Source organism: Flammeovirga yaeyamensis, assembly GCF_018736045.1.
Taxonomy (GTDB): domain Bacteria; phylum Bacteroidota; class Bacteroidia; order Cytophagales; family Flammeovirgaceae; genus Flammeovirga; species Flammeovirga yaeyamensis.
The window spans coordinates 981,968-1,001,692 of record NZ_CP076133.1; the positions used below are offsets into that span (position 1 = coordinate 981,968).

Annotated in this window: 13 protein-coding genes; 3 read left to right on the plus strand and 10 right to left on the minus strand. The window is 35.1% G+C overall.

The window, feature by feature from the left end:
- Nucleotides 1-28: 28 nt before the first annotated feature.
- Nucleotides 29-1,918 (plus strand): hypothetical protein, encoded by a 1,890-nt coding sequence (locus KMW28_RS23765; RefSeq protein ID WP_169661906.1) that lies wholly within the window; start codon nt 29-31, stop codon nt 1,916-1,918.
- A 54-nt stretch (nt 1,919-1,972) separates the two neighbouring features.
- Here KMW28_RS23765 and KMW28_RS23770 read toward each other — a convergent pair whose 3' ends face one another.
- Nucleotides 1,973-2,317 (minus strand): hypothetical protein, encoded by a 345-nt coding sequence (locus KMW28_RS23770; RefSeq protein ID WP_169661905.1) that lies wholly within the window; start codon nt 2,315-2,317, stop codon nt 1,973-1,975.
- Between the two features lie 97 nt (nt 2,318-2,414).
- On the opposite strand from KMW28_RS23770, the gene KMW28_RS23775 reads away from it, so the two are divergent.
- On the plus strand, nt 2,415-3,236 hold the full coding sequence (locus KMW28_RS23775; protein WP_169661904.1) for a GNAT family N-acetyltransferase: 822 nt from the start codon (nt 2,415-2,417) through the stop codon (nt 3,234-3,236).
- Nucleotides 3,237-3,788: 552 nt separating this feature from the next.
- Nucleotides 3,789-4,346 carry a signal peptidase I gene (gene lepB, locus KMW28_RS23780; protein ID WP_169661903.1) on the plus strand — a complete coding sequence of 186 codons (558 nt, stop codon included), beginning with the start codon at nt 3,789-3,791 and terminating at the stop codon, nt 4,344-4,346.
- Between the two features lie 53 nt (nt 4,347-4,399).
- Here the strand turns inward: lepB and KMW28_RS23785 are convergent, their stop codons facing one another.
- The 9 genes from KMW28_RS23785 to KMW28_RS23825 all read right to left on the minus strand — a co-directional run bounded on the left by KMW28_RS23785 (nt 4,400) and on the right by KMW28_RS23825 (nt 19,401).
- Nucleotides 4,400-6,334: an FAD-dependent oxidoreductase gene (locus tag KMW28_RS23785; protein ID WP_169661902.1), complete on the minus strand. Its 1,935-nt coding sequence runs from the start codon at nt 6,332-6,334 to the stop codon at nt 4,400-4,402.
- Nucleotides 6,335-6,367: 33 nt separating this feature from the next.
- Nucleotides 6,368-7,876 (minus strand): sulfatase family protein, encoded by a 1,509-nt coding sequence (locus tag KMW28_RS23790; protein WP_169661901.1) that lies wholly within the window; start codon nt 7,874-7,876, stop codon nt 6,368-6,370.
- A gap of 235 nt (nt 7,877-8,111) precedes the next feature.
- Nucleotides 8,112-8,459, minus strand: coding sequence for a DUF6984 family protein (locus KMW28_RS23795; protein WP_066214191.1), 348 nt, complete (start codon nt 8,457-8,459; stop codon nt 8,112-8,114).
- Between the two features lie 112 nt (nt 8,460-8,571).
- Complete coding sequence (locus KMW28_RS23800; protein ID WP_169661900.1) at nt 8,572-8,928, minus strand: biotin/lipoyl-containing protein; 357 nt, start codon at nt 8,926-8,928, stop codon at nt 8,572-8,574.
- A gap of 374 nt (nt 8,929-9,302) precedes the next feature.
- Nucleotides 9,303-11,453: an endonuclease gene (locus tag KMW28_RS23805; RefSeq protein WP_169661899.1), complete on the minus strand. Its 2,151-nt coding sequence runs from the start codon at nt 11,451-11,453 to the stop codon at nt 9,303-9,305.
- 114 nt (nt 11,454-11,567) lie between these two features.
- Nucleotides 11,568-14,627 (minus strand): DUF6359 domain-containing protein, encoded by a 3,060-nt coding sequence (locus KMW28_RS23810; protein ID WP_169661898.1) that lies wholly within the window; start codon nt 14,625-14,627, stop codon nt 11,568-11,570.
- 97 nt (nt 14,628-14,724) lie between these two features.
- Complete coding sequence (locus KMW28_RS23815) at nt 14,725-17,439, minus strand: TonB-dependent receptor (protein WP_169661897.1); 2,715 nt, start codon at nt 17,437-17,439, stop codon at nt 14,725-14,727.
- A gap of 2 nt (nt 17,440-17,441) precedes the next feature.
- Nucleotides 17,442-18,497, minus strand: a complete 1,056-nt coding sequence (locus KMW28_RS23820; protein WP_066214206.1) for an endonuclease/exonuclease/phosphatase family protein — start codon at nt 18,495-18,497, stop codon at nt 17,442-17,444.
- A 22-nt stretch (nt 18,498-18,519) separates the two neighbouring features.
- Nucleotides 18,520-19,401: an endonuclease/exonuclease/phosphatase family protein gene (locus tag KMW28_RS23825; RefSeq protein ID WP_169661896.1), complete on the minus strand. Its 882-nt coding sequence runs from the start codon at nt 19,399-19,401 to the stop codon at nt 18,520-18,522.
- Nucleotides 19,402-19,725: the final 324 nt, after the last annotated feature.

Sequence of the window (19,725 nt, forward strand, 5' to 3'; positions counted from 1 at the left end):
TTATCAGAACCAAAAAACTTTATTTGAAATGAAAATAACTACTTCTTTTTTACTCATTATCTTGATGATGAGCGCTTCTTTGTATTCGCAAAATCCAAATTATTTTAAAGAGAAAAAGGTCATGGCGGTTAGCAATCCTATTCTAAATATGAGTAAGGATATAGGCTATTTGAAAGGTTTAAAATATGATTTTTTACTTGGAGCAAAGGAAAATGAACTGAACGGAAAGTATAGAACCTACCAACCTCTGTTGCCATTGATGTCGCCACCGTTGGAGACTGAACAAGCGTTAGAATTGGATATGAAAATGGCCCAATCTATGGGGATAGATGGATTCGAGTTTCCCCTTTTGATGAGTGCAGACCCTTATTACTTGGATCGACTTTCTCAAACTATTATCCAATATGTAAATCTAGCAGATAAGAATAAAATAGATTTTTCTTTTGCTTTAAAGATCAATTTAAGACGTAACCCAAAACAGCTATCAGAAGAGCAAATGATGCTTAAATTGGGGCGTACTCTTTTAAACATTTATTCTAAAACAAGTTTTTCAGATAAGTGGTTGAGGAATTCAAATAATCAGATCATAATTTTCACCACAATTTCTGAGGGTATCTTGGATGAATCCATAAATGTAAAAACCAAAGAGTTACCAAGAGCCGAAGGTTTGGTAGAGAAAATTTACCATCAATATCAAGAATTGAGTAAACATATTAATCACCCTGTTTCTTTTGTCTACGAAACCAAACTTCCTTATCATGAGGATTTTAATAAAGAAGTACTTGATTATTTTGATGCCATCAGTATTACCAAACATCAAATTCTAAATAAGAAAGGAGCAGATATTTTAAAATCCATTTGTAAGGAAAAAAAGAAAGGTTTAGTCTGTACTACCACTCCAGATAAGTTCAATTCTCAGATGATAGTGAAATCGACCGATCAAAAAGTAAAAGGGAAGAGTGAGTTATCAAAAACGCTTAAACTATCTGATATTTATCTGATCAATCAGAATTTAAACCTTACAGAAGGGTATAGAAAACTCTTAGAATTAGCGATAGATAATGATGCAGATTTAATTCGAATCGATTCATGGAATCATTACAATAATGCTACTCATATTGCTCCAGAGGTTCATCATGGTTTCGGTTATGGGTTACTATTAAAGTATTACAAAAATATTTGGTTAGGTAAAGGAGGCTTCATAGAAAAAGAATTACTCCTTACGGCATATAAACATTATCCCTCAAAATATAATAAGAATTTAGGGGTAGAAGTTCGTTTCGATGATGCTTATTATCCAGAGGAAACGAGAGATAGCATAGAAGTAGTAAGTGTTTTGAATGAGTCAGGAGATATATTTCTAAATGGAAAACGATTAGGAAAAGCAGAAAAAGGACTAAATACTTTTAGAATTCCTATGACAGAAGGGACTATTAATGTAGCCTTGAAAAGATATGGTAGAGAGGTGATATCCTACACCACTACCAAAGCGATTACTTTTTCTCCCCAAAACGTTGATGGAATAACTTACCTCTATTCTAATTTGGATGTCGAATGTTCTAATTCCCTTCTTCAGAAAGTCTCAGATTACAAGAAAAAAGATATTCTTAATCGATTTATAGTTAGCGAGAATAGTATGAAAAAGTGGGAAGAATTAGATAAAGCGAAATTCGAAAAGACGTATGCTAACTTCCTTCAATACGGTTACAACAATAAAAAATTCTCTAGTCTAAACAATGCCATAGAAACCAAATACCTCAAATCCGTAAAAAGTTTTATGGACGACATGGAGTATAACATATGGCTGAGAATGTATATCACAAACCAGAATAAACATGGAGATGTTAACCTTTTTGAGCCGATTGAGGAAACTCAAGAAGAGGGATTTGTTTTGGAACAGAGTGATGTGAGTCAGTAATTAGTAGTTAATTATAGATTATAAAAGGTTGAATCTTTATTAGGTTCAGCCTTTTTACATTTTCAATAATAATGGAGCGAAACTAACTAAAAGTGAAAATGGAATTGTGATAAGAATAGGATATAAAAAACTACATATTAGGTTAAGAATTCTTTTATTGTTCTTTTGGTAAACACCAATAAGGGAGAATATCAAATTGATAATAACAGGAATACTAAAGATGGAAAAAAATATTTGTGTTGCTCCACCTATTATTGTTGGACTAATATCTCCTGCCTGTTCTAAAGTATTGAATATTTCCACAATAAGTATAAGCGCTAATAATATCTGAATGATGGTCATTATGCCTAGAAAGTAGAAAGAGATTTTGGTGAAGTTCCACGATGAAATGTTTGCCATTGTAATAGTTTGAATAAATGTTGTTAGATGATTAAAAATAGGAATAAAATTACTTACTTCAATTTCTAACTTTAATTCTCTTATAGAATCTGAAAAAATGCAAGTAAAAAAACTAAACCAAATTCTCTTTGATGAACTGATTGACTGCTTCTTAAAAGCATTCGATGATTACTTTGTGAAAATGCCAACCGACAAAGGATACTATCAAAAAAGATGGGAAGCTGCCGGAGTAGATTTCAATCTCTCTTATGGCATGTTCGATGATGAAGAGCTGGTAGGATTTATCATACATGCTATAGATGAAAGGTTCGGAATACCGACTGCATTCAATACAGGTACAGGTGTAATTCCAGCATATAGAGGACAAAGAATTGTAAAATCGATTTACGATTATGCTTTATCAGATCTAAAAAAGAACGGCATCCAAAAAAGTATTCTCGAAGTAATCACGAATAACGATAAAGCTGTGTTAGCCTACAAAGGTGTTGGTTTCAAGATTCGAAAAGAGTACAAATGTTATGCTGCTAATTTATCATCAGATAGTAAGTCGGAGGTGGATATAAAGAAAATTCGAACAGACAAGTACGATTGGAGTAAATTACCTCATCAAGAATATTATTCATGGGATTTTCAGAAAGAAACCATCCTAAGAGATTCTTTTGATCTTTATGAAGTAATGCATAATAATGTTGCTGATGCTTATTTCATCATTCATCCAGAGAAAAAATTATTGGCACAATTCGATGTATTCAATACTTCAAAAGAAGCTTGGGAACGATTATTCAAAGCTATTGGGCAAGTTGAAGCGGAAGTGAAAATTATCAATGTAGATACTCGTTTAACAGATAAAATGGAGTTCATCAATTTACTGGGATTGGAAAATACAATTGACCAATTTGAGATGGAGTTGGAATTTTAAATTTTAAAAATTTATCGGAGTGATTACATTCAAAAGAAAAATATATCAAAAGAGCTATTTGCCTTTTCTGTTCATCTTATTTTTATTTAAACTATTAGGCGTTACAAATAGCCAATATGAACTTATTGATGCGTTATTTGGTGGTTCATACTCCAATCTTTCTATTGATGATCCAGATTTTGGTTATTTAAAATTGATGTTTATAGAACAGTTTCTATTATTATTTGGCATCATTTTTTTATTCGTGAGGCAAAATTTTAGTTTGTTGATAATTCATATCTTCCCACTTTTTACCATTATTACTTCAACTTACATTGGCTTTCATAAAAGTGATTATGCATTTATTTTGGACCATATGATTTATAGTTCTATACTTTTGATGATGTCAAATACAGAATTAATCTTCAAAAGATTTCATGTGAAGAAAAATAGTCAACAACATTATTTTCTTATTAATGTTGCTTTATTAATTTCATTTACAATTTTCTTTGCATCAATGTATTTTGATGTGTTCTAGTTAGAATTATCTTAGCTTTCAACCTTTATTTCTCTATGAAAAAGCTCAAATTCATCCTCCTACTACCAGCAGTTGTATTTTTTATTCTATGCCTACTATCACTTCGTGCTTATACCATTGCAGGGCCATCGATGTCGCCTACATTATTACTCAACGAGTTGGCCATTGTTAATCATAATGCTTACAAATTTGGTCAAGCAGAAAGAGGGGATATGATATTATATTTCGATTCTATTAAAAATTCTGTAGCAGTGAAACGATTGATTGGTATCCCAGGTGATAAAATTGAGGTAAAAGAAAATGTAGTTTATATTAATGATATAGAGCAAAAACAGACTTTTCAACCAAGAGAAAATTATAATCAGATTCCTCAAGAGAATGGTTTAGGTGATATCATAGCCAAAGAAAATATTTTCGGTCAAGATCATTTGATCACCTACACTAAAGGTAAGAGTGATAAAAGAAATTTTACAAGCATCACTTTAAACGAAAACGAGTATTTTATTCTTGGCGATCATAGAGACAATAGTGCTGATTCTAGGTTTATTGGACCTATATATGGAGAACAGATATTAGGGAAGGTGGTTTGGTAATTCACTAAAAGAACAAAAAAGGATCGAGCTTCACACCCGATCCTTTTTTCATATTATGAATAACATCTCACTTCAAAAAGCTTAATGTTATCATCACCCCAAGTGTCTTTTAGTTTTAATCGAATGGATGTGGTTTTCACTCTATCGAAATTCGTTTTTACTAACCTTGTGATGTTGTTTTCAACTTTTGCAACGGTTTTCCAACGACCGTTTACTCTTGCTTCGACATCAAATGATTTGACCAATTCTGGAGGTACATCAAGTACTTGTTTTTTATTCTTAGCAGGGTTCTTATGCATCATGATAAAGCGTTGAAGATTGGTGTCTGCCTTAATTTCCACTTTAGAAATATCAATCGCTTTATCCCATTCTAATTGTAATTCGGCATTTTTACCACTCGACATCCAGTGATGTGGAATACCAATTTCATCTCTAGAAATACCATCTTTAAGGAGATCCACATTTCCACTTGATGTAGAAGAGGCGATCCATTTAGAAGCTGATGTTGCTAAGTTTTTAGGATCGTCTGTTTTTACATTAGGGATATACTGATCGTCTCTTAAAAGTTGCTGCTGTAAGCCTTTAATATCCTTTTGGCCCAATTGTCTAGGCGTCCATTTTTTATCCATACAGATAGCTGCAGCAGTACCGATTGCTTGTCCCATCATCGCACAAGTGGCCTGAATTCTAGTAGACGACAACGCAATATGAGAACATGAAGCATTTCTACCCGCGAACATCAAATTGGAGATGTTTTTAGAGTATAAACTTCTGAAAGGTATTTCGTACAACTGCTTAAATCTTGAGTGAAAATATGAAGGAGGCTCGCTTGGATTTTCGATACCACCAGGGCAGTGTTCGTCTAGCGACCAACCACCATAAGCTACGGCATCATCAAAATGTCTGTACGTTTCTAAGTCGACCTGAGTAAGGATATGATCACCCATAAAACGTCTCGATTCTCTGCGACCAGGCACTGATCCTACCCAATCCAAAGCAATATTGTCAGCCTCAGGGTATTTACCAGAGTTTTTGACATAGTCCCAAACACCATGAAGATACCCAATAAGTTTATCTCTGTTTTCTTCTTGATCGGCAATAATATCGTATTCGCTTCCTAGCTCAACCCACCAATAACCTTCTTTAAAGTTCTTGATTTTACGGTCGTGCATTTTCTCTGCTTCGTAAGGGATTGCACAAGTAGGAGGGTTGTATTTTACAGGTCGACCCATGTCTTTGGTAATCATCATGATAGAAGCACCCATTTGCCAACCATCGGCTTTATCGGGAGCGAAAGACTCGTTAAACTCCGCCTTACCTTCTCTACCTGTTCTGTATTCAGCTCCAGCTTGTGCCGCCATTAAGCCATCTCCAGAACAATCGCAGAACATACCTGCATTTATGGTGTAATAAGTTTCTGTAGTCGATTGAAAACAAAGAATACTCTGAATTTTATCTCCTTTTGTAGAGGCATCTAAGGCTTGTGTATTCAACATTACATCAAGATTATCTTGTCTTGTTACATAGTCGAACAACACATGATCCCACATAGGGTAAGATTCCTGAGGATTGTAATACCAATTCTCGATAAGCATTTCTTCAATCACCCCAGTTTCTCTCTCACATTTGTGCTTGTTTTTTAGGTGATTTACACCGTTTACAGTCACACGAATTTCCGAAGAAGCATTACCACCCAATACAGGGCGATCGTTGACTAGTAACGTTTTTGCACCATTTCTAGCCGAAGATACAGCGGCACAAATACCTGCCATACCTGCTCCAACAACGACAACATCATAAGAAATTTCTTTCTGACGATTGGGAAGTCCTTTTTGACCCGTTCCCATTTGCTGCCAATTGTCCTTTTTTCGATCCGTGCTAATGCTCTTTCCTTTTTTGTATTTAGCTTCGGTTGTACTGCTAAATCCGAGCATGCCTGTGGCGATACCTGCAGCCGTTGTTTTCTTAAAAAAATCTCTTCTTTTCATCTCAAGCCTAATGATTTTTTGTTAAGTAATTGGTTACTGAATGTTACTTTGAATTTGAGGATTGATTTTCTTACCATTCACTAAATCGTCGTTAGTGCGGGTACCATAATCAAGTAACTTGGATGATAATTCTGATATTATTGTTTTGTATTCTTTTTCATCAAAGAAGTTGATGCTTTCCGTAGGATCTTTTTCTAAATCAAAGAACCAAGGTTTAGTCCCTTGTCCATCATACACTAATTTATAGCGATCTGTAATTGCCGCAATCCAACTGTCCATTCTTACAAAAGTGACATTGTCGTACTTTGAACGATCACCGTTTTTAAGTAGATCACTAAAATCTATACCTTCAGTACTGTTAGGATCGAAATTCTTTTTATCCACATTCATCAATGCTAAGAAGGTGTCCATCCAATCGGCCGTATTGAAAGCGTTATCTACGATAGTTTTTTCTTTAATTTCTTTTGGATAACGAATAAGGAAAGGAATTTTAGCAGAGCTTTCGTAAGGTGTACCTTTATTTTCGTGTCCTAGTTCACCCAACATATCGCCATGGTCTGATGTGAAAACAACAATGGTATTATCAAGAAGATTTAGGTTTTCTAATTTCTGAAGAATTTTCCCCATGTTATCATCAATACATTTTACCATACCATGGTATTGAGTGATGTGTTTTAAAAGTTTTGTAGAGTCGTAACCCACTTTAAAACGTTGTTTTTTTGTGACCCAACCCGGATAATCTTCGTTTCTTAATGCAGTTGTAGAATAAGTCTCTGGAAGTTTTACATCTTCCACTTTATACATTTTGCTGTAAGGCTTTCGTACTACATTGGGAGTATGTGGATCGGGTAAACTCAGAACACACATGAAAGGTTCTTTCTGATTCTTATCAATAAATTCTATGGTTCTATCAGTTAGCCAATCGGTAGTATATGATTTTTCATCGGCTTCTTTTGCTCCTTTCGAACCACTTTCAATTGGGACGACAGGAGTGTCACCATCCATGCCTAAAATCTTCCAATGACCTCTATTGAACATGTATTTGTAATCCGTGAAACCATGGTATTCCGGGTTGGGCTGCCAACCTGGCTTTTGGTCTTCATGATCCAAGTGCCATTTTCCAATATACCCTGTTGAGTACCCTTCTTTATTCAATACTTTGGCAATAGTATTCGCTTCTTTTTTAATACCTTTTCCATTTTTTGTTACCCCCGTTGTTTGTGGATAATTACCTGTAAACATAGAAGATCGAGACGGAGCACAAGATGGAGTAGTAGAATACATGCTGGTTAAAACAGCACCTTCATTTCCGATTCTATTAATATGAGGAGTAGAAAAGTTAGGAATTTCGCCCCAAGGGTTCGCCATTTCTTCTAATCCTTTTTTCTTTATGATGTCTTTGTACGCACCAATAGTTCTAAAATTATGCTCATCTGTAATTATTAGAATAAGGTTGGGCTTGTTTTTCTTCTGTGCGAAGGCCGAGTTGCATTTGGCAAAACCTATAAGCAAAGAGAAGATGCTTAGTAATAGATATTTCATTCAAGTAATATTTCATTAAAAACTTATCACAATTTATGGGCTATCTTATTTTAAACTGTGCTTCAGAATCTTAAGAATGTATCTTAGGATAAAAAGTATCGAATATGTACTAGAGGGATCAAAAAACAAAGTTTATACAGTTGTCTAATCAAATTTTATGGTACAGACAAATACAAAAAAACGTTTCCTTTTGAAGGGGAAACGTTTTTTTTAGCAATTTTAAATATATAATTGTTTATATCATATCTTGATCAAAAATCGCGATTTTATCTGGAGTAGGGTAGGTCTGAAGTTTCGAAAAATCCTTCTTCCAAAAGTCCATATCCAAGATCTCGTTATTCACATTTTTTGTTAGGGTGATGACCACTGGGATATCATCACTGTCTTTGTAAACGACGCGAACGATATCACCTCCGTACTCCGCTTTTTCAGGAGGAGTAAAGTTGATGCTGCCCATTACTGCATTTTCATAATCATCCACCATTTCAGCTAACTGATACTCTTCCGGGTTTAGTCCACCTAGAGAGATTAAGTGTTTTGCTAAAGTGATTTCTTCTTGTCTAACTTGTCTTCTTTCTGCCATAAATGTAAAACTAAGGAACTTAAGAACTAAGGAACTAAGAAACTTAAAAACCGAGTAACTTAGGACTTAGGCGAAGTAACTAAAAAACTAAATGGAATGGAAAGATATTTCGTTAATCATTTAGAAGTGGACTGATATCATCATCGGGATTACCAATTATGCACATCATTTCATCAATATCAATTTCTTTTTTGTTGGTGATATGCAAGACGGTACCGAATTCATAGGATTCGATTTCGAAGGTAGCTTTATTGGTATCGACTTCAGCTACAATACTACCCACATCAATTTTATCACCTACTTTAATTTTCCACTCCACGATTTTACATGAGGTAATATCATCAGATATTCTGGGCATAATGATAGTAGAAGGAGGTTCATTTCTGTGATAATTAGTTCGTTTCGGACGCTCTTCAATTTTAGTATCGTCACCCGTACCAAAAATGCTTTTCAATAATTTGCCAATCATAATGAATAATAAAAAGTTTGATGTTATAATCTGTAATATACAATAAATTATAAAAATGAACTTTAATGCGTTTTTCAACCTTAGATTGAAAGTCATCCTTTTAACTTAATAAATCTATTGACTTCGTTTTAAGTAATAGGTAATAACTAACAACTAATAGGAGCTGAATTTACGCTCCTCATTACTCGGGCACGGGTTAGGAAACCCTTGCTAAATATTATGCACATATCCCCCACGAACCACTTAACATTTCACGTTTTTCATTTTTAACTTTTCATTTTTAATTTCTAAAAAAAAGAGACCTACCCAATCCGGGTAAGCCTCTAAATCCAGTCCTCTATATAATTTTAATCTTTTTTCGATTGATAAGTATTTTATTGAGCATTGTCCCTCCAAATCATGTTCACAAATTCAGGATGATCAATAAATGGGTTTCTATTCTTTTGTTGTAAGAATATCTGCTCATTACGGTCCAATTCTTTAAAAGAAACGGGGTCATTATTGTGCCATTCTATCATTAGATTTAAGAACCAATCTTTATATACTTTATCAGATGATCCATCTAAAACAGTTCCTGCTTGACCATAATTTACCCAAGTTCCAATTTGATCTTCATATCTAGTAGCCATATACAAATACATACGAGCAAAGTCGCCTTTGTACTCATCGTTTGGCTCAAATACAGTTCCTGTATAACCAGATGCTGCTGTACCACTACCAAGCTTACTATTATTTACTGAAGTCCAGCTAGCGTTAGCGACCATACCATGAGGGTGGTTAGAACGCATAGTGTTTACGTAGGCATCAGTTGGAATAATATGGTGGGCATCGGATACCATTGGTGCTCTTTTGTCGAACCAACTTTGTGGTACTACGTGTTCTCTATTGTAACAGTAACCCTCTCCACTTCCAGAATTACCACATTGATCATAAATAATTCGATATTCATATTCACCAGGTTGAACGCCATCAGGAATAGTTGGATTTTCTGGATCAGGAATATCAGAATACATATCCCAAATAATTTCTTTCTTTTGGTATTTATCATCAGAAGTTTGATAAAGAGTCCATAAAGCAGCGTATCCAATATCTTTATAATCTTCAGAAATAATTTCGCTTAATGTTGATTTTAATTCGTAACCAGATTTATTGAAGGCTCTTCCATAGTAACCTGAATTTTCTCCGTTGTTCGTAACAACAATATTATCAATTTCTACTTTTGTAGAATTAGTATTACTTCCTAAATAAACGAAAGCGATAGTTACATCACTACCAAAAGAAGCTAGGTTGATATTAGATTCTGTCCATTGCCACCATTTCTCATCTAAATCACCAAATACTGGTAAAGTAGCTTGATCTGTTAAATCTTCCCAAGTAGCACCAGATATATTTCCGTTGTAGTTTTTAGAAACCTTAATTCTAATAACATCAGTATGTCCTTCTACAAAGAAACCAGCAGCAGCACGGAATTGCAAAGTGAGATTACTTTCAGGAATTGTTGGTAATATCATCCAAGATTCAGAAGTTGCATCACCAGATTGATAAGCATTTGCCATTGCATATTTGTTACCAGTTCCTTCTACCTTCCATTTCACAGTTCCTTGTTCAGGAGAGTTACCCCAATTTTCGAAGTCGATTTCACCTTCATCTCTATCATCAAAATTTTCTTGGAACACAACACCCTCTATTGGTGGCGTTTCAACATCACCAAAGTCGACCATATCAGTCACTGGGTTGTTGATATACAATTGAGCAGATCCATTGAATGTACTTACAATGGCATACATTGTTCCGTAACCCTCAGGAATTTCTTCTCCAGCAAAATCAGAATATCCACTATTTCTCATCACGATATCACTTGATGAGGTACCGTCGTTGAAATATCTATTTTGTGTTGTTTCATTTACAGCATCTGCATAAGTAGTTCCAGGTCTATCAGTAGAAGCAACATAGTTTATTTTTACTCTACGACCAATATAATTATTTAAGTTAGTCTGTATTTCATTTATTGTTGCTGTAATTGTTCTCACAGAATCATCAATAGTCCCTGTAAAAAGATATTGATCCATTAATGGACCTGGTACACGACCAGCTGCAGGAGTACCGTTATATAAACTAGGAATACCTAATTGTACGTTACCACCGTAAGAACCTAAAACAAGTTGATCACAAATTACACCAACTTCCTGACCTAATTTATAACTTGTATATAGAGGAGCTTTATCCAAACGAATTAAAATACCCCCTGTTTCATCTTGAAGGTATAACTCTTTATAAATGTTGCCAGGTTCGTCATCAGATATCACTTGTCCAACAATAATTGAGTTATCTGGAATAGATGTGGTATCATTATCTCTTCCGGAGTGTAATGCTTTTAATTCTGCAATCGAGATGGTTGCTGTGCCTTCAGGGATTGGAGAAATTTCTTTATTTTCAGGATCGTTATACTTCGTATCAACACATCCGAAAAGAACAACGCTAAAAAGAAGCGAAATTAAAATTCTGTTTGTAAAAAACTGTTTCATTAGAAGTTTATTATTTAAGAGGACTTTTTGAGTGTCATCTTTTTGTAACGCTCAAGATGATAGACTCAGAATAGCTCCCCACAAAAGTTGCGAGCTTTTGTGGGGATGTAGGGTTTAGTTTGTTCTTTTTTGTACTTGAATATTGTCATAAATAACAGTACCCTCAGAATAAGTTCTAATTTCAAAGTTGAAAGTAGTAGCAGTTGGATCAGTTGTGAAAGTTGTTTCATACTTTTCCCAATCAGTAATCTCATCATCTTTGAAATAGCCTTGTACAGTACCTACTTCAGTTCCATCAGCATCATCAATCGAAGACCACATTCTGAATGTAGTATTGGCATTTGTTTTTGTACTTAATGGTTTATACCAAACAGTGATTTTATACTCTTCACCGCCTTCAATATCAAATGATTGTTTTAAATCTCTTCTTGCTGTAGCTGTTATTTTTAGAGCAGAACTACCTTCTTGAACATCAGATGTTTCAATTTCAGTTTCACTAGGTATAGACCAATTATCAGGAGAATTATTTGTCCAAGTTTCAAACCCTCCATTTAGAATAATGTTATCGCCATACTCAGGATCAACTGGAGCACTTTCTTTTTCTTTCGCTTCAACAGTTTCAATATCCCATCCTGTAGCATAATCAGAATCATCTGCTGTATATTTGAATGCAATAGTTACTGCATTTAATCCTTCAGCATTAAATGCAACTCTTTGTTCTCCTCCATTATTTCTATCACCATCTACAGTGAACTCCGTCCAAGAAGCAGTTGTAGGGTCTCCACTATAATCTGTTGAGTATAAAACCTTAACAGTTTCTATACCTTGAGAATAAGTGATTTTTTCAGATACATATAAACGAGGAGTTGTAAAAGTTGAGAAGTCAATAGTATTTTCAGAAATCAACCAAGATTCAACTTCACCTTTTTGATAAGCATTGATAGAAGCCTTTCCATTTGCTGCTGTCCAAATTTCAGTACTTGAAATGGCATTAAATGTGGTGAAATTAATGCTAGTGTTTGTCAATGAAGAACCACTAATTGGGTCTCCTGCACCTTCAATTTCTTCTTCAGGAATTTCTTCTTCCTCTTCTTCAGTTAAACCATCCCATGAGAAAGATGTAGGTGATTTTAAACCTGGAATACCAAAATAAGCTATCGTATTACCTTTAATCCAAACCTGTTTTCCTAAATTATCAGGGTTATCTACAATATTAACTTGTTCTCTAATGAATGAGTTATTAGGTAATTGAACAGGTACTACATTCGCCATTAAAGTTTCATCTTCATTTACAGCAATGGCAATGTTTGACGCAACAGCCCCTGATAAACCTAAATTCAGGTTATTATTACTTAGAGTACCTACAATTTTACCTTTTACCCAAACATCATTTTCATCTTGGTTTTCTTGAGCGGCAGTAACATTATAAGCTGTAGCCAAGCTCTCACCGTCACCTTCTGCTTCTGGTTTTTCAGGAGGAGTAATCTCATCTCCAGAAACTTCGACAGTATAAATGTTCCATGACATTACATTATCACCTGTGCCATTGTAAACAAAAGCAATGTAAGCTTCACCAGAAGCTTCGAACTGGGAAGTTAAATCACCTTGAGCTCTTTCATTAGTAGAATTTAATACTGACCAAGTTGCAGCTTTTGGATCTCCTGTACCTGAGTAATCTGCAGAAATCATTACTTTAACATCATCAGTAGAAGTAAAGAAACTTAATTTTTCTTTTACGTTTAAGTAAGCAGGAGAATACTGAGTAAAGTCTACTTTTTCTTTAGAAATCATCCAAGAAGTAACCGCTTCTTTGTTGTAAGCATTTACATAAGCATTACCATTAGCAGCATACCAGAATGCAGACGATCTAGCTTCATTCCATGTTGTGAAGTCGATACTTGTGTTAGTTAACTCAGTACCTAAAATATCTAAACCTTTGCCTTCTACAAAATCTGGAAGATCAGGTGTTTCTTCTTCTTCAATTTTTTCTCCATCAAAAGAGTATGCATCTGTTTGCTTTAAGCCAGGAGCAGAGAAATAAGGTTCAAGGTCACCTTTTAACCAAATCATCGTACCCATCAAATCACCATGATCTTTTACGTTAATAGCATCTCTAATAAATCCTGCAGGTAATTGAATCGGCATACCGTTTTGAGGGTCTGTCTCATCTTTTGAGTCAGCAATTACAAAGTTTGTATGAGTAACATCTGTTAAACCTAAATTAAAATCATCTAGTGACATACCATTGATAGTACCAATAATATAACCTTTAATCCATGTTGATTTTTGGCCTTGAGCTTTTTGAGCTTCTGCAACTGTTAAAGCATCAGCAATATCTCCATCTTTAATTTCAAAACGAGCATTAGTAAATTTAACGTCTTCAGGGCTGTTCAGAGTTAATTGGTTAGTACCATTAAAAACAGTTAAGATGGCCGAGATTTCACCCGATTCGTTAGGCATTTTTTCACCTGCCCATGTAGCATATTTTGAGTTTCTAAGAATGATGATTTTACCTTCCTCATTTGTCAAATCACGATTAGTTGCTGAAAATGCCCCTTCAGAAACATCTGCATAAGTAGAATCTTCATCTACAAATTGTACATCTTTGATAGTAACCCAAGTATTGTATAAATTGGAAAGATTATCTGGAAGGTTATTTAAATCAATGATGGATGGTTGTGGCATCTCACCTTGTTCACCAGCAATAATATGTTTTGTGATTACGTCAGCTTCAATATTTCCTAGTTTACCTTCATATTCACCTCCCAATTGCATTAATCCACCATAATGACCTAGATAAAGGTCTTCAGCTTTAACAACAACTGTTTGCCCTTGAGCATAGTCTAAATATAAGTTGGTTTTGTTTAGTTTGATTTGGATACCTGTTCCTTCTTCATCTTGAATGGTGATGGACTTGTATACGTTACCTGTCTCATCAGATGAAATCACAGTACCTTTGATCATTACTTCTTCAGAGATTAACATCATATCAGAATCATCATACAAGTCAATCAATTCTTTGATTGTATGAGTGATTTCGATGTCGTCTGGATTCTCTGGGTCAGTTCCTGGGCCATCTGGCTCATTGTCTTTTTTACAGCCAAAAAATGAAGCTGATAACAATCCTCCAATAAGAAGGAGTTGAATGAATTTGTTGAATGTTTGCGTTTTCATTGTTGTAGAAGTTTAATGAAATGCTCTTTTTTAAATGGTAAATAGAAAAGATTTGTATTAATGAGACATCTTAAGGTGTCTCATTAATACGTTTATATTAGAAGCTCAAGCTCAAGTTCATAAAGACTCTTAAACCTTGTGCGTAATAATATCTGTTCGGGAACTTCTCCGCGTTCTGATCAGTGAAATCGAAACGGTATTGTTGGTATCCTGTCGTTACGATATTCTGATTGTTCAATACGTTGTTCACGTTCAAGTTTAGACGAAGGAACATGTCGTTGATTTTCCAGCTCTTGCCAGCAAATACATCTAATGTGTAAGCATCATCTACTTTTTCTTGATGAAGAATCTCGTTGTATTGTTCAGAACCTTTTGCGATACCGTCTACTGCTCTATCTGTGTATCTCACAGGGTTAAGTGTTACATAACGATCTCCTAAGTAATTGATTTGGAAACCTACATTCCAGTAGTTTCTAGACCAGTATTCTAAACCAACAGTACCTGCAATTTCAGGAGACCCACCAACGTGGCGACCATTGAAATATACTTTTTCATTCTCTAACAATACCTCAGCACGGTTATCGACAGTAGCCGATGCCAAAGGATTAGTGTTGTATAAGTAAGAAGCATACGTACCAGCAGCTCTAAAACGAAGTTCAGAAGTAATGTTGTAAGATAATCCCAATTCAACACCTGTATGTTCTTGTCCCATACCTGTAAGTGCGTAGTTCATGAAGGCATTTTCACCATCATCCCAATAAGAAATTACTTTCGTTAAATCAGAAATTTGAGTGTAGAAACCAGTTGCTCTAACTTTTAGTTTTTCACCTCTGTAGTAGTAGTTGATATCACCTGATAATACCGATGAAGAACTTAAACCATCTACTGTTTCATTTCTTGTTCTTAACGATTTGAATGAATCCTGGAAGTAAGGAGCCATTGTATAATACGTTGAGTTGGCTGTAAATACATTTCTACCATTTAAGAAATACTCACCACCGAATTTGATACCGTAATCCAAGAAATCTAGTACTTCAGATTTTCCATATGAAGTATCAGGGAATAAACCTTTTCTACGATCACTATCTCTAAACATCGAAGTGCTTGTGATGTTACCACCTAAATAAACGGAACCTTTAGTAAACGATTTTTTCACTTGACCCCACCAAACTGCTGTTTGAATATGTGCGGTGTAATCGTGACCAATTCTATCGCCTTGACCTCTTATCCAAGTAGAGTCATTTAAGTTATTAATTGATTTCTCTGTCTCCACAAAGTCTCTATCAGCAAAGTTGTCGATATCTAACCAGTAATCACCACCCAATAGGTCGTCAACTGTATTGTAGTTGTTCCCTTGGTAATATTGATATTGAACACCTGTTACCAAGTTCCAAGAATCGTCTAAGTTATAGATCAACGTTGGATTTACATCAATTCTGTGGTAATCTAAGTGTCTGCCTTCTACGATATAATGTGATCTGTTTCCTGAGAATTGCTCTCCATTTGGATTGTTCCAATGTACTGGTACTGTCTCTGGATTCGTTCTGTTTACATTGTAAATCTGATCCCAGTTCACCTGACCAAACGTTCCGTTTTGCCATTGCTCAGTCACATAGTCACCTGCGGCAATATTACCTTGATCGTATTGGAACGAAGGCATGTATCTATAATAATCTGGACGAGGATCTGGAGCATCATACCAGTTTAAAGCTGTTCTTTTCTCTCTACCCAAAGCATAACCAACAGACGTCTTTAACGTCAACTTATCGTTGATTTCCCAAGTATCTTTTACAATAAACTGTGGAGTGACTGTTGTTTTCTCTCTTGAGTTTCTTTTCTTACCATCTTGCCATCCCCAGTTCGGGTTGTAGTAGTTGGTACCTTTTAATTCGTAAGCTTCTTTTACAGTCGCCATTTGCTGACCTCTAGTTGATGGAGCAACAAATGCAGTAAACACCATTTTGTGGTTAGGGTTAAATCTCTTTTCAGCACTGAAGAAACCAGCCCAAGCATCGTATGTAGTACCTTCTACAAAACCTTCTTGTGCCCATCTTCTAGAACCTGAAGCAGTAATAGCCCAACCGTTTTCCATTAAACCAGTGCTATAAGTAAGCATAACACGGTTCGTATAACTTGAGTTACCTAAAGAGTAAGAACCTTTAAAACCAGGTCTTTGATTGGATGGGTCAGAAATGATATTCGTCGAACCACCTATGTTACCAAAGTTGAAGTCAACAGGTTGTAAAGAAGTAATTACTTCCTTGTTTCTAGTTACATCATTTAAACCACCCCAAAGTGACCAAGAAGCATAACCTCTTTCTGGAGAAGCCATGTTGATACCATCGAAGTAGATGTTCATGTAATTAGAATTGTAACCTCTTTGTCTAAACCAATAAGGTCCCCATGCAAAACCAGCAATAGAGCTATACGCATCACCCGATGAGAAAAGAAGACCAGGAGTAGATTGTGTATCTCCATCTTCCATGTCTAAATCAGTTAATGATAATGCAATGGTAGATGCCTCGTCAGTTTCCGAATAGAGCCTAACGATCATTCCATCACTCAATGGAGCATCTAATTGTATGTAACCATCCAATAAGATATGAATTTGTGCTCCTTGAGGGGCTAATTCTGTAGGTACAGAGAATATACCTTTATCGTTGGTTAGAAATTTATTACCATTTACTTCCACTTGGATACCAACCAAAGGTGCTTGGCTTTCTCCAGAAAGTACAGTTCCCGTAATGAATCCCTCTTGTGCAAAAGCAACTACAGAAAGGAACATTAAAAGTAGTGTGTAAAAACGTTTCATTATTATTTAGAGGAGTTGGATTTGTCTTGTTTCAATAAATAGATGACTACAGGGAAGTGATCAGAATATCCCGCAGCATAGTTCCCACCTGCATAGGTTCTAAACGGATATCCTTTATATCGACCTTCTTTATTTTTAAGCTCAGGGTAGTTACAGATCTCAGCTTTCCAATAGAAAAGACCATTGTCTTTCTTTTTTAACTCTTTGCTCACAATAATCTGATCAAATAAGTTCCAGCTGTCTCTGTAGGCTAATGTACCTAAGCCTTTTTTATACATTTTGTAAAATGGATTGTAGAGATAGTTTTTCTCAGAAAGTTTGGCTGCATCTCCAACAGCCCCAAGACCTTTAGTCAACGATTTGTTAGTAGGGTCATCGTTTAAGTCACCCATGGTAATACATTTCATACCAGGATGTTCGTTTCTTAAAGAGTCCATAATCGAGCGATTTAGTTTGCCTGCTTCTTCACGATATCTCGATTCTGCTCTTCTCGATGGCCAGTGGTTTACTAAGAATGTAATTGGTTCCCCATCTAATTCTGCTTCAACGATCAATTGGTTTCTCGATTTAAATTCCCAATTATCACCGGCATACGTTTTCTGAATTCTTAAGTCTCTTGCAGATACCTTTTTGATATCAATTAGATCCTTTCTGTATAGAAGGGCAACATCTACTCCACGTTTATCTGGACCTTCAATATGGCATATACCATAATTGAAATCTTTTAATGCTGGCATTTCAACGAGGTCTTCTAAAACATTTCTGTTTTCGATCTCAGCTAATCCAACAACAACAGGTGCTTGCTTGGTAACCTCTTTACCCAGTTTAGCGATGATGGTCGACATATTTTCTTGCTTCTCCCAATATCTTTTTCCGGTCCATTTATAAGAACCTTCAGGTAAAAAGTCGTAATCATTTTTACCAGCATCGTGTAAAGTGTCAAATAAGTTTTCCATGTTATAAAAAGCCACACCATACACTTTGTAGTTGTTGGTTTGTGCTTTTACAGCCAGAGGGAAAGTGATAATGAATAATAAGAGGATGGAAAGTTGTTTCATAATTGTATAAGTCTTAGCGAAATCAATTCCTAAAAACGGTCATCACTGGCCTATGATCACTCACTTTTGGATCGTAATCATTAGAACATTGATCTAAGGTTACTGTATATGATTTTTGAAATTGATTAAACCATTCATTTGTCATCAAAATGTGGTCGATATGGCTTCCGTTCGGTCTCCAACTAGGATACGATTTATCGAGCCATTCCGAACTTTTTGCTTGATCCATATCAGCGAAAGCATAATTGTTGGCATCATCAATAAAATTACTAAACTGAGAAGAGTACGTAGGGTATAACTCACCGTTATAATCACCCACAACAAGTACTCTGTCGTTTGGATAATTTTCATCAATAAATGTTTTTAGCCTTCTACTTGCTTCTTCTCTCCTGTGTTTACTTGTTGCGTCTCCACAGCATTTTAGATGCAAGTTGATGAGGATAAATGTTTGATTATTAACTTTATTAAGAAATTTGATAAATAGAGGATTTCGAGGGAAGTAATATCTATCGAAGTCGCCAGTAGTTAAAACGCGTTCTTCTTTGATTTCCAATCGTTGGTTGTTATAGATAAATGCTAAGTGGTAGTTATTATTCACACCTCTTGCAATATCATTATCTACAATAACAGAATAAGAAGGGTTTACCTGAGATATTAGTTTAATAGTACCAATATTCTCAATTTCCTGAATACCCCAAACGTCATAATCACTTTCAGCAATTGTTGCATTCACAATTCCAGAAGTCTCTAAATGCTTAGGAAAATGTTCAATATTCCAAGTAAGCACTTCGAGTGTATTTTCTGAAGCAGGAACAGGCAGACAATCTACTAGAACATCATCATATTCAGCAGGAGTCGTAGGGTAACTTATGTCAGATGTACAGCCCAAAAAGAGTGTACCCACAGAAAGAGTGGTAAATATTTTATTTAGAAGTTTAATAATTCTTTAATTCAGTTTAGTATATAAGTTTTAGCTACTTATTCGTAGAGGACATCACAAATGTGAGAGGGAATCGTGTGAAAAAAAAATAGATTTAAAGTCATTTAGGAAATTAATATTCTGTTCATCATAAAATTTTATTTCGTTCAATTCTAGTTCATGAAAATATAATGTTGTTTTTATTGAAAATATATTATAGAGTGAAGCTAATTGATGGGAATTTTAGAACCTTTAGAATTAAGTTAAAATATTATTCTGTCTGTTAATAAAGTCCAATAAGCGCAACTT

Excerpts from the sequence above, each read along its gene's own strand:
- KMW28_RS23820 (WP_066214206.1), bottom strand. The coding sequence starts at position 18,497 with ATGAAACAACTTTCCATCCTCTTATTATTCATTATCACTTTCCCTCTG.
- KMW28_RS23790 (WP_169661901.1), bottom strand. The coding sequence starts at position 7,876 with ATGAAATATCTATTACTAAGCATCTTCTCTTTGCTTATAGGTTTTGCC.
- KMW28_RS23800 (WP_169661900.1), bottom strand. The coding sequence starts at position 8,928 with ATGATTGGCAAATTATTGAAAAGCATTTTTGGTACGGGTGACGATACT.
- KMW28_RS23795 (WP_066214191.1), bottom strand. The coding sequence starts at position 8,459 with ATGGCAGAAAGAAGACAAGTTAGACAAGAAGAAATCACTTTAGCAAAA.
- KMW28_RS23765 (WP_169661906.1), top strand. The coding sequence starts at position 29 with ATGAAAATAACTACTTCTTTTTTACTCATTATCTTGATGATGAGCGCT.
- KMW28_RS23785 (WP_169661902.1), bottom strand. The coding sequence starts at position 6,334 with ATGAAAAGAAGAGATTTTTTTAAGAAAACAACGGCTGCAGGTATCGCC.
- KMW28_RS23805 (WP_169661899.1), bottom strand. The coding sequence starts at position 11,453 with ATGAAACAGTTTTTTACAAACAGAATTTTAATTTCGCTTCTTTTTAGC.
- lepB (WP_169661903.1), top strand. The coding sequence starts at position 3,789 with ATGAAAAAGCTCAAATTCATCCTCCTACTACCAGCAGTTGTATTTTTT.
- KMW28_RS23775 (WP_169661904.1), top strand. The coding sequence starts at position 2,415 with ATGCAAGTAAAAAAACTAAACCAAATTCTCTTTGATGAACTGATTGAC.
- KMW28_RS23770 (WP_169661905.1), bottom strand. The coding sequence starts at position 2,317 with ATGGCAAACATTTCATCGTGGAACTTCACCAAAATCTCTTTCTACTTT.
- KMW28_RS23815 (WP_169661897.1), bottom strand. The coding sequence starts at position 17,439 with ATGAAACGTTTTTACACACTACTTTTAATGTTCCTTTCTGTAGTTGCT.
- KMW28_RS23810 (WP_169661898.1), bottom strand. The coding sequence starts at position 14,627 with ATGAAAACGCAAACATTCAACAAATTCATTCAACTCCTTCTTATTGGA.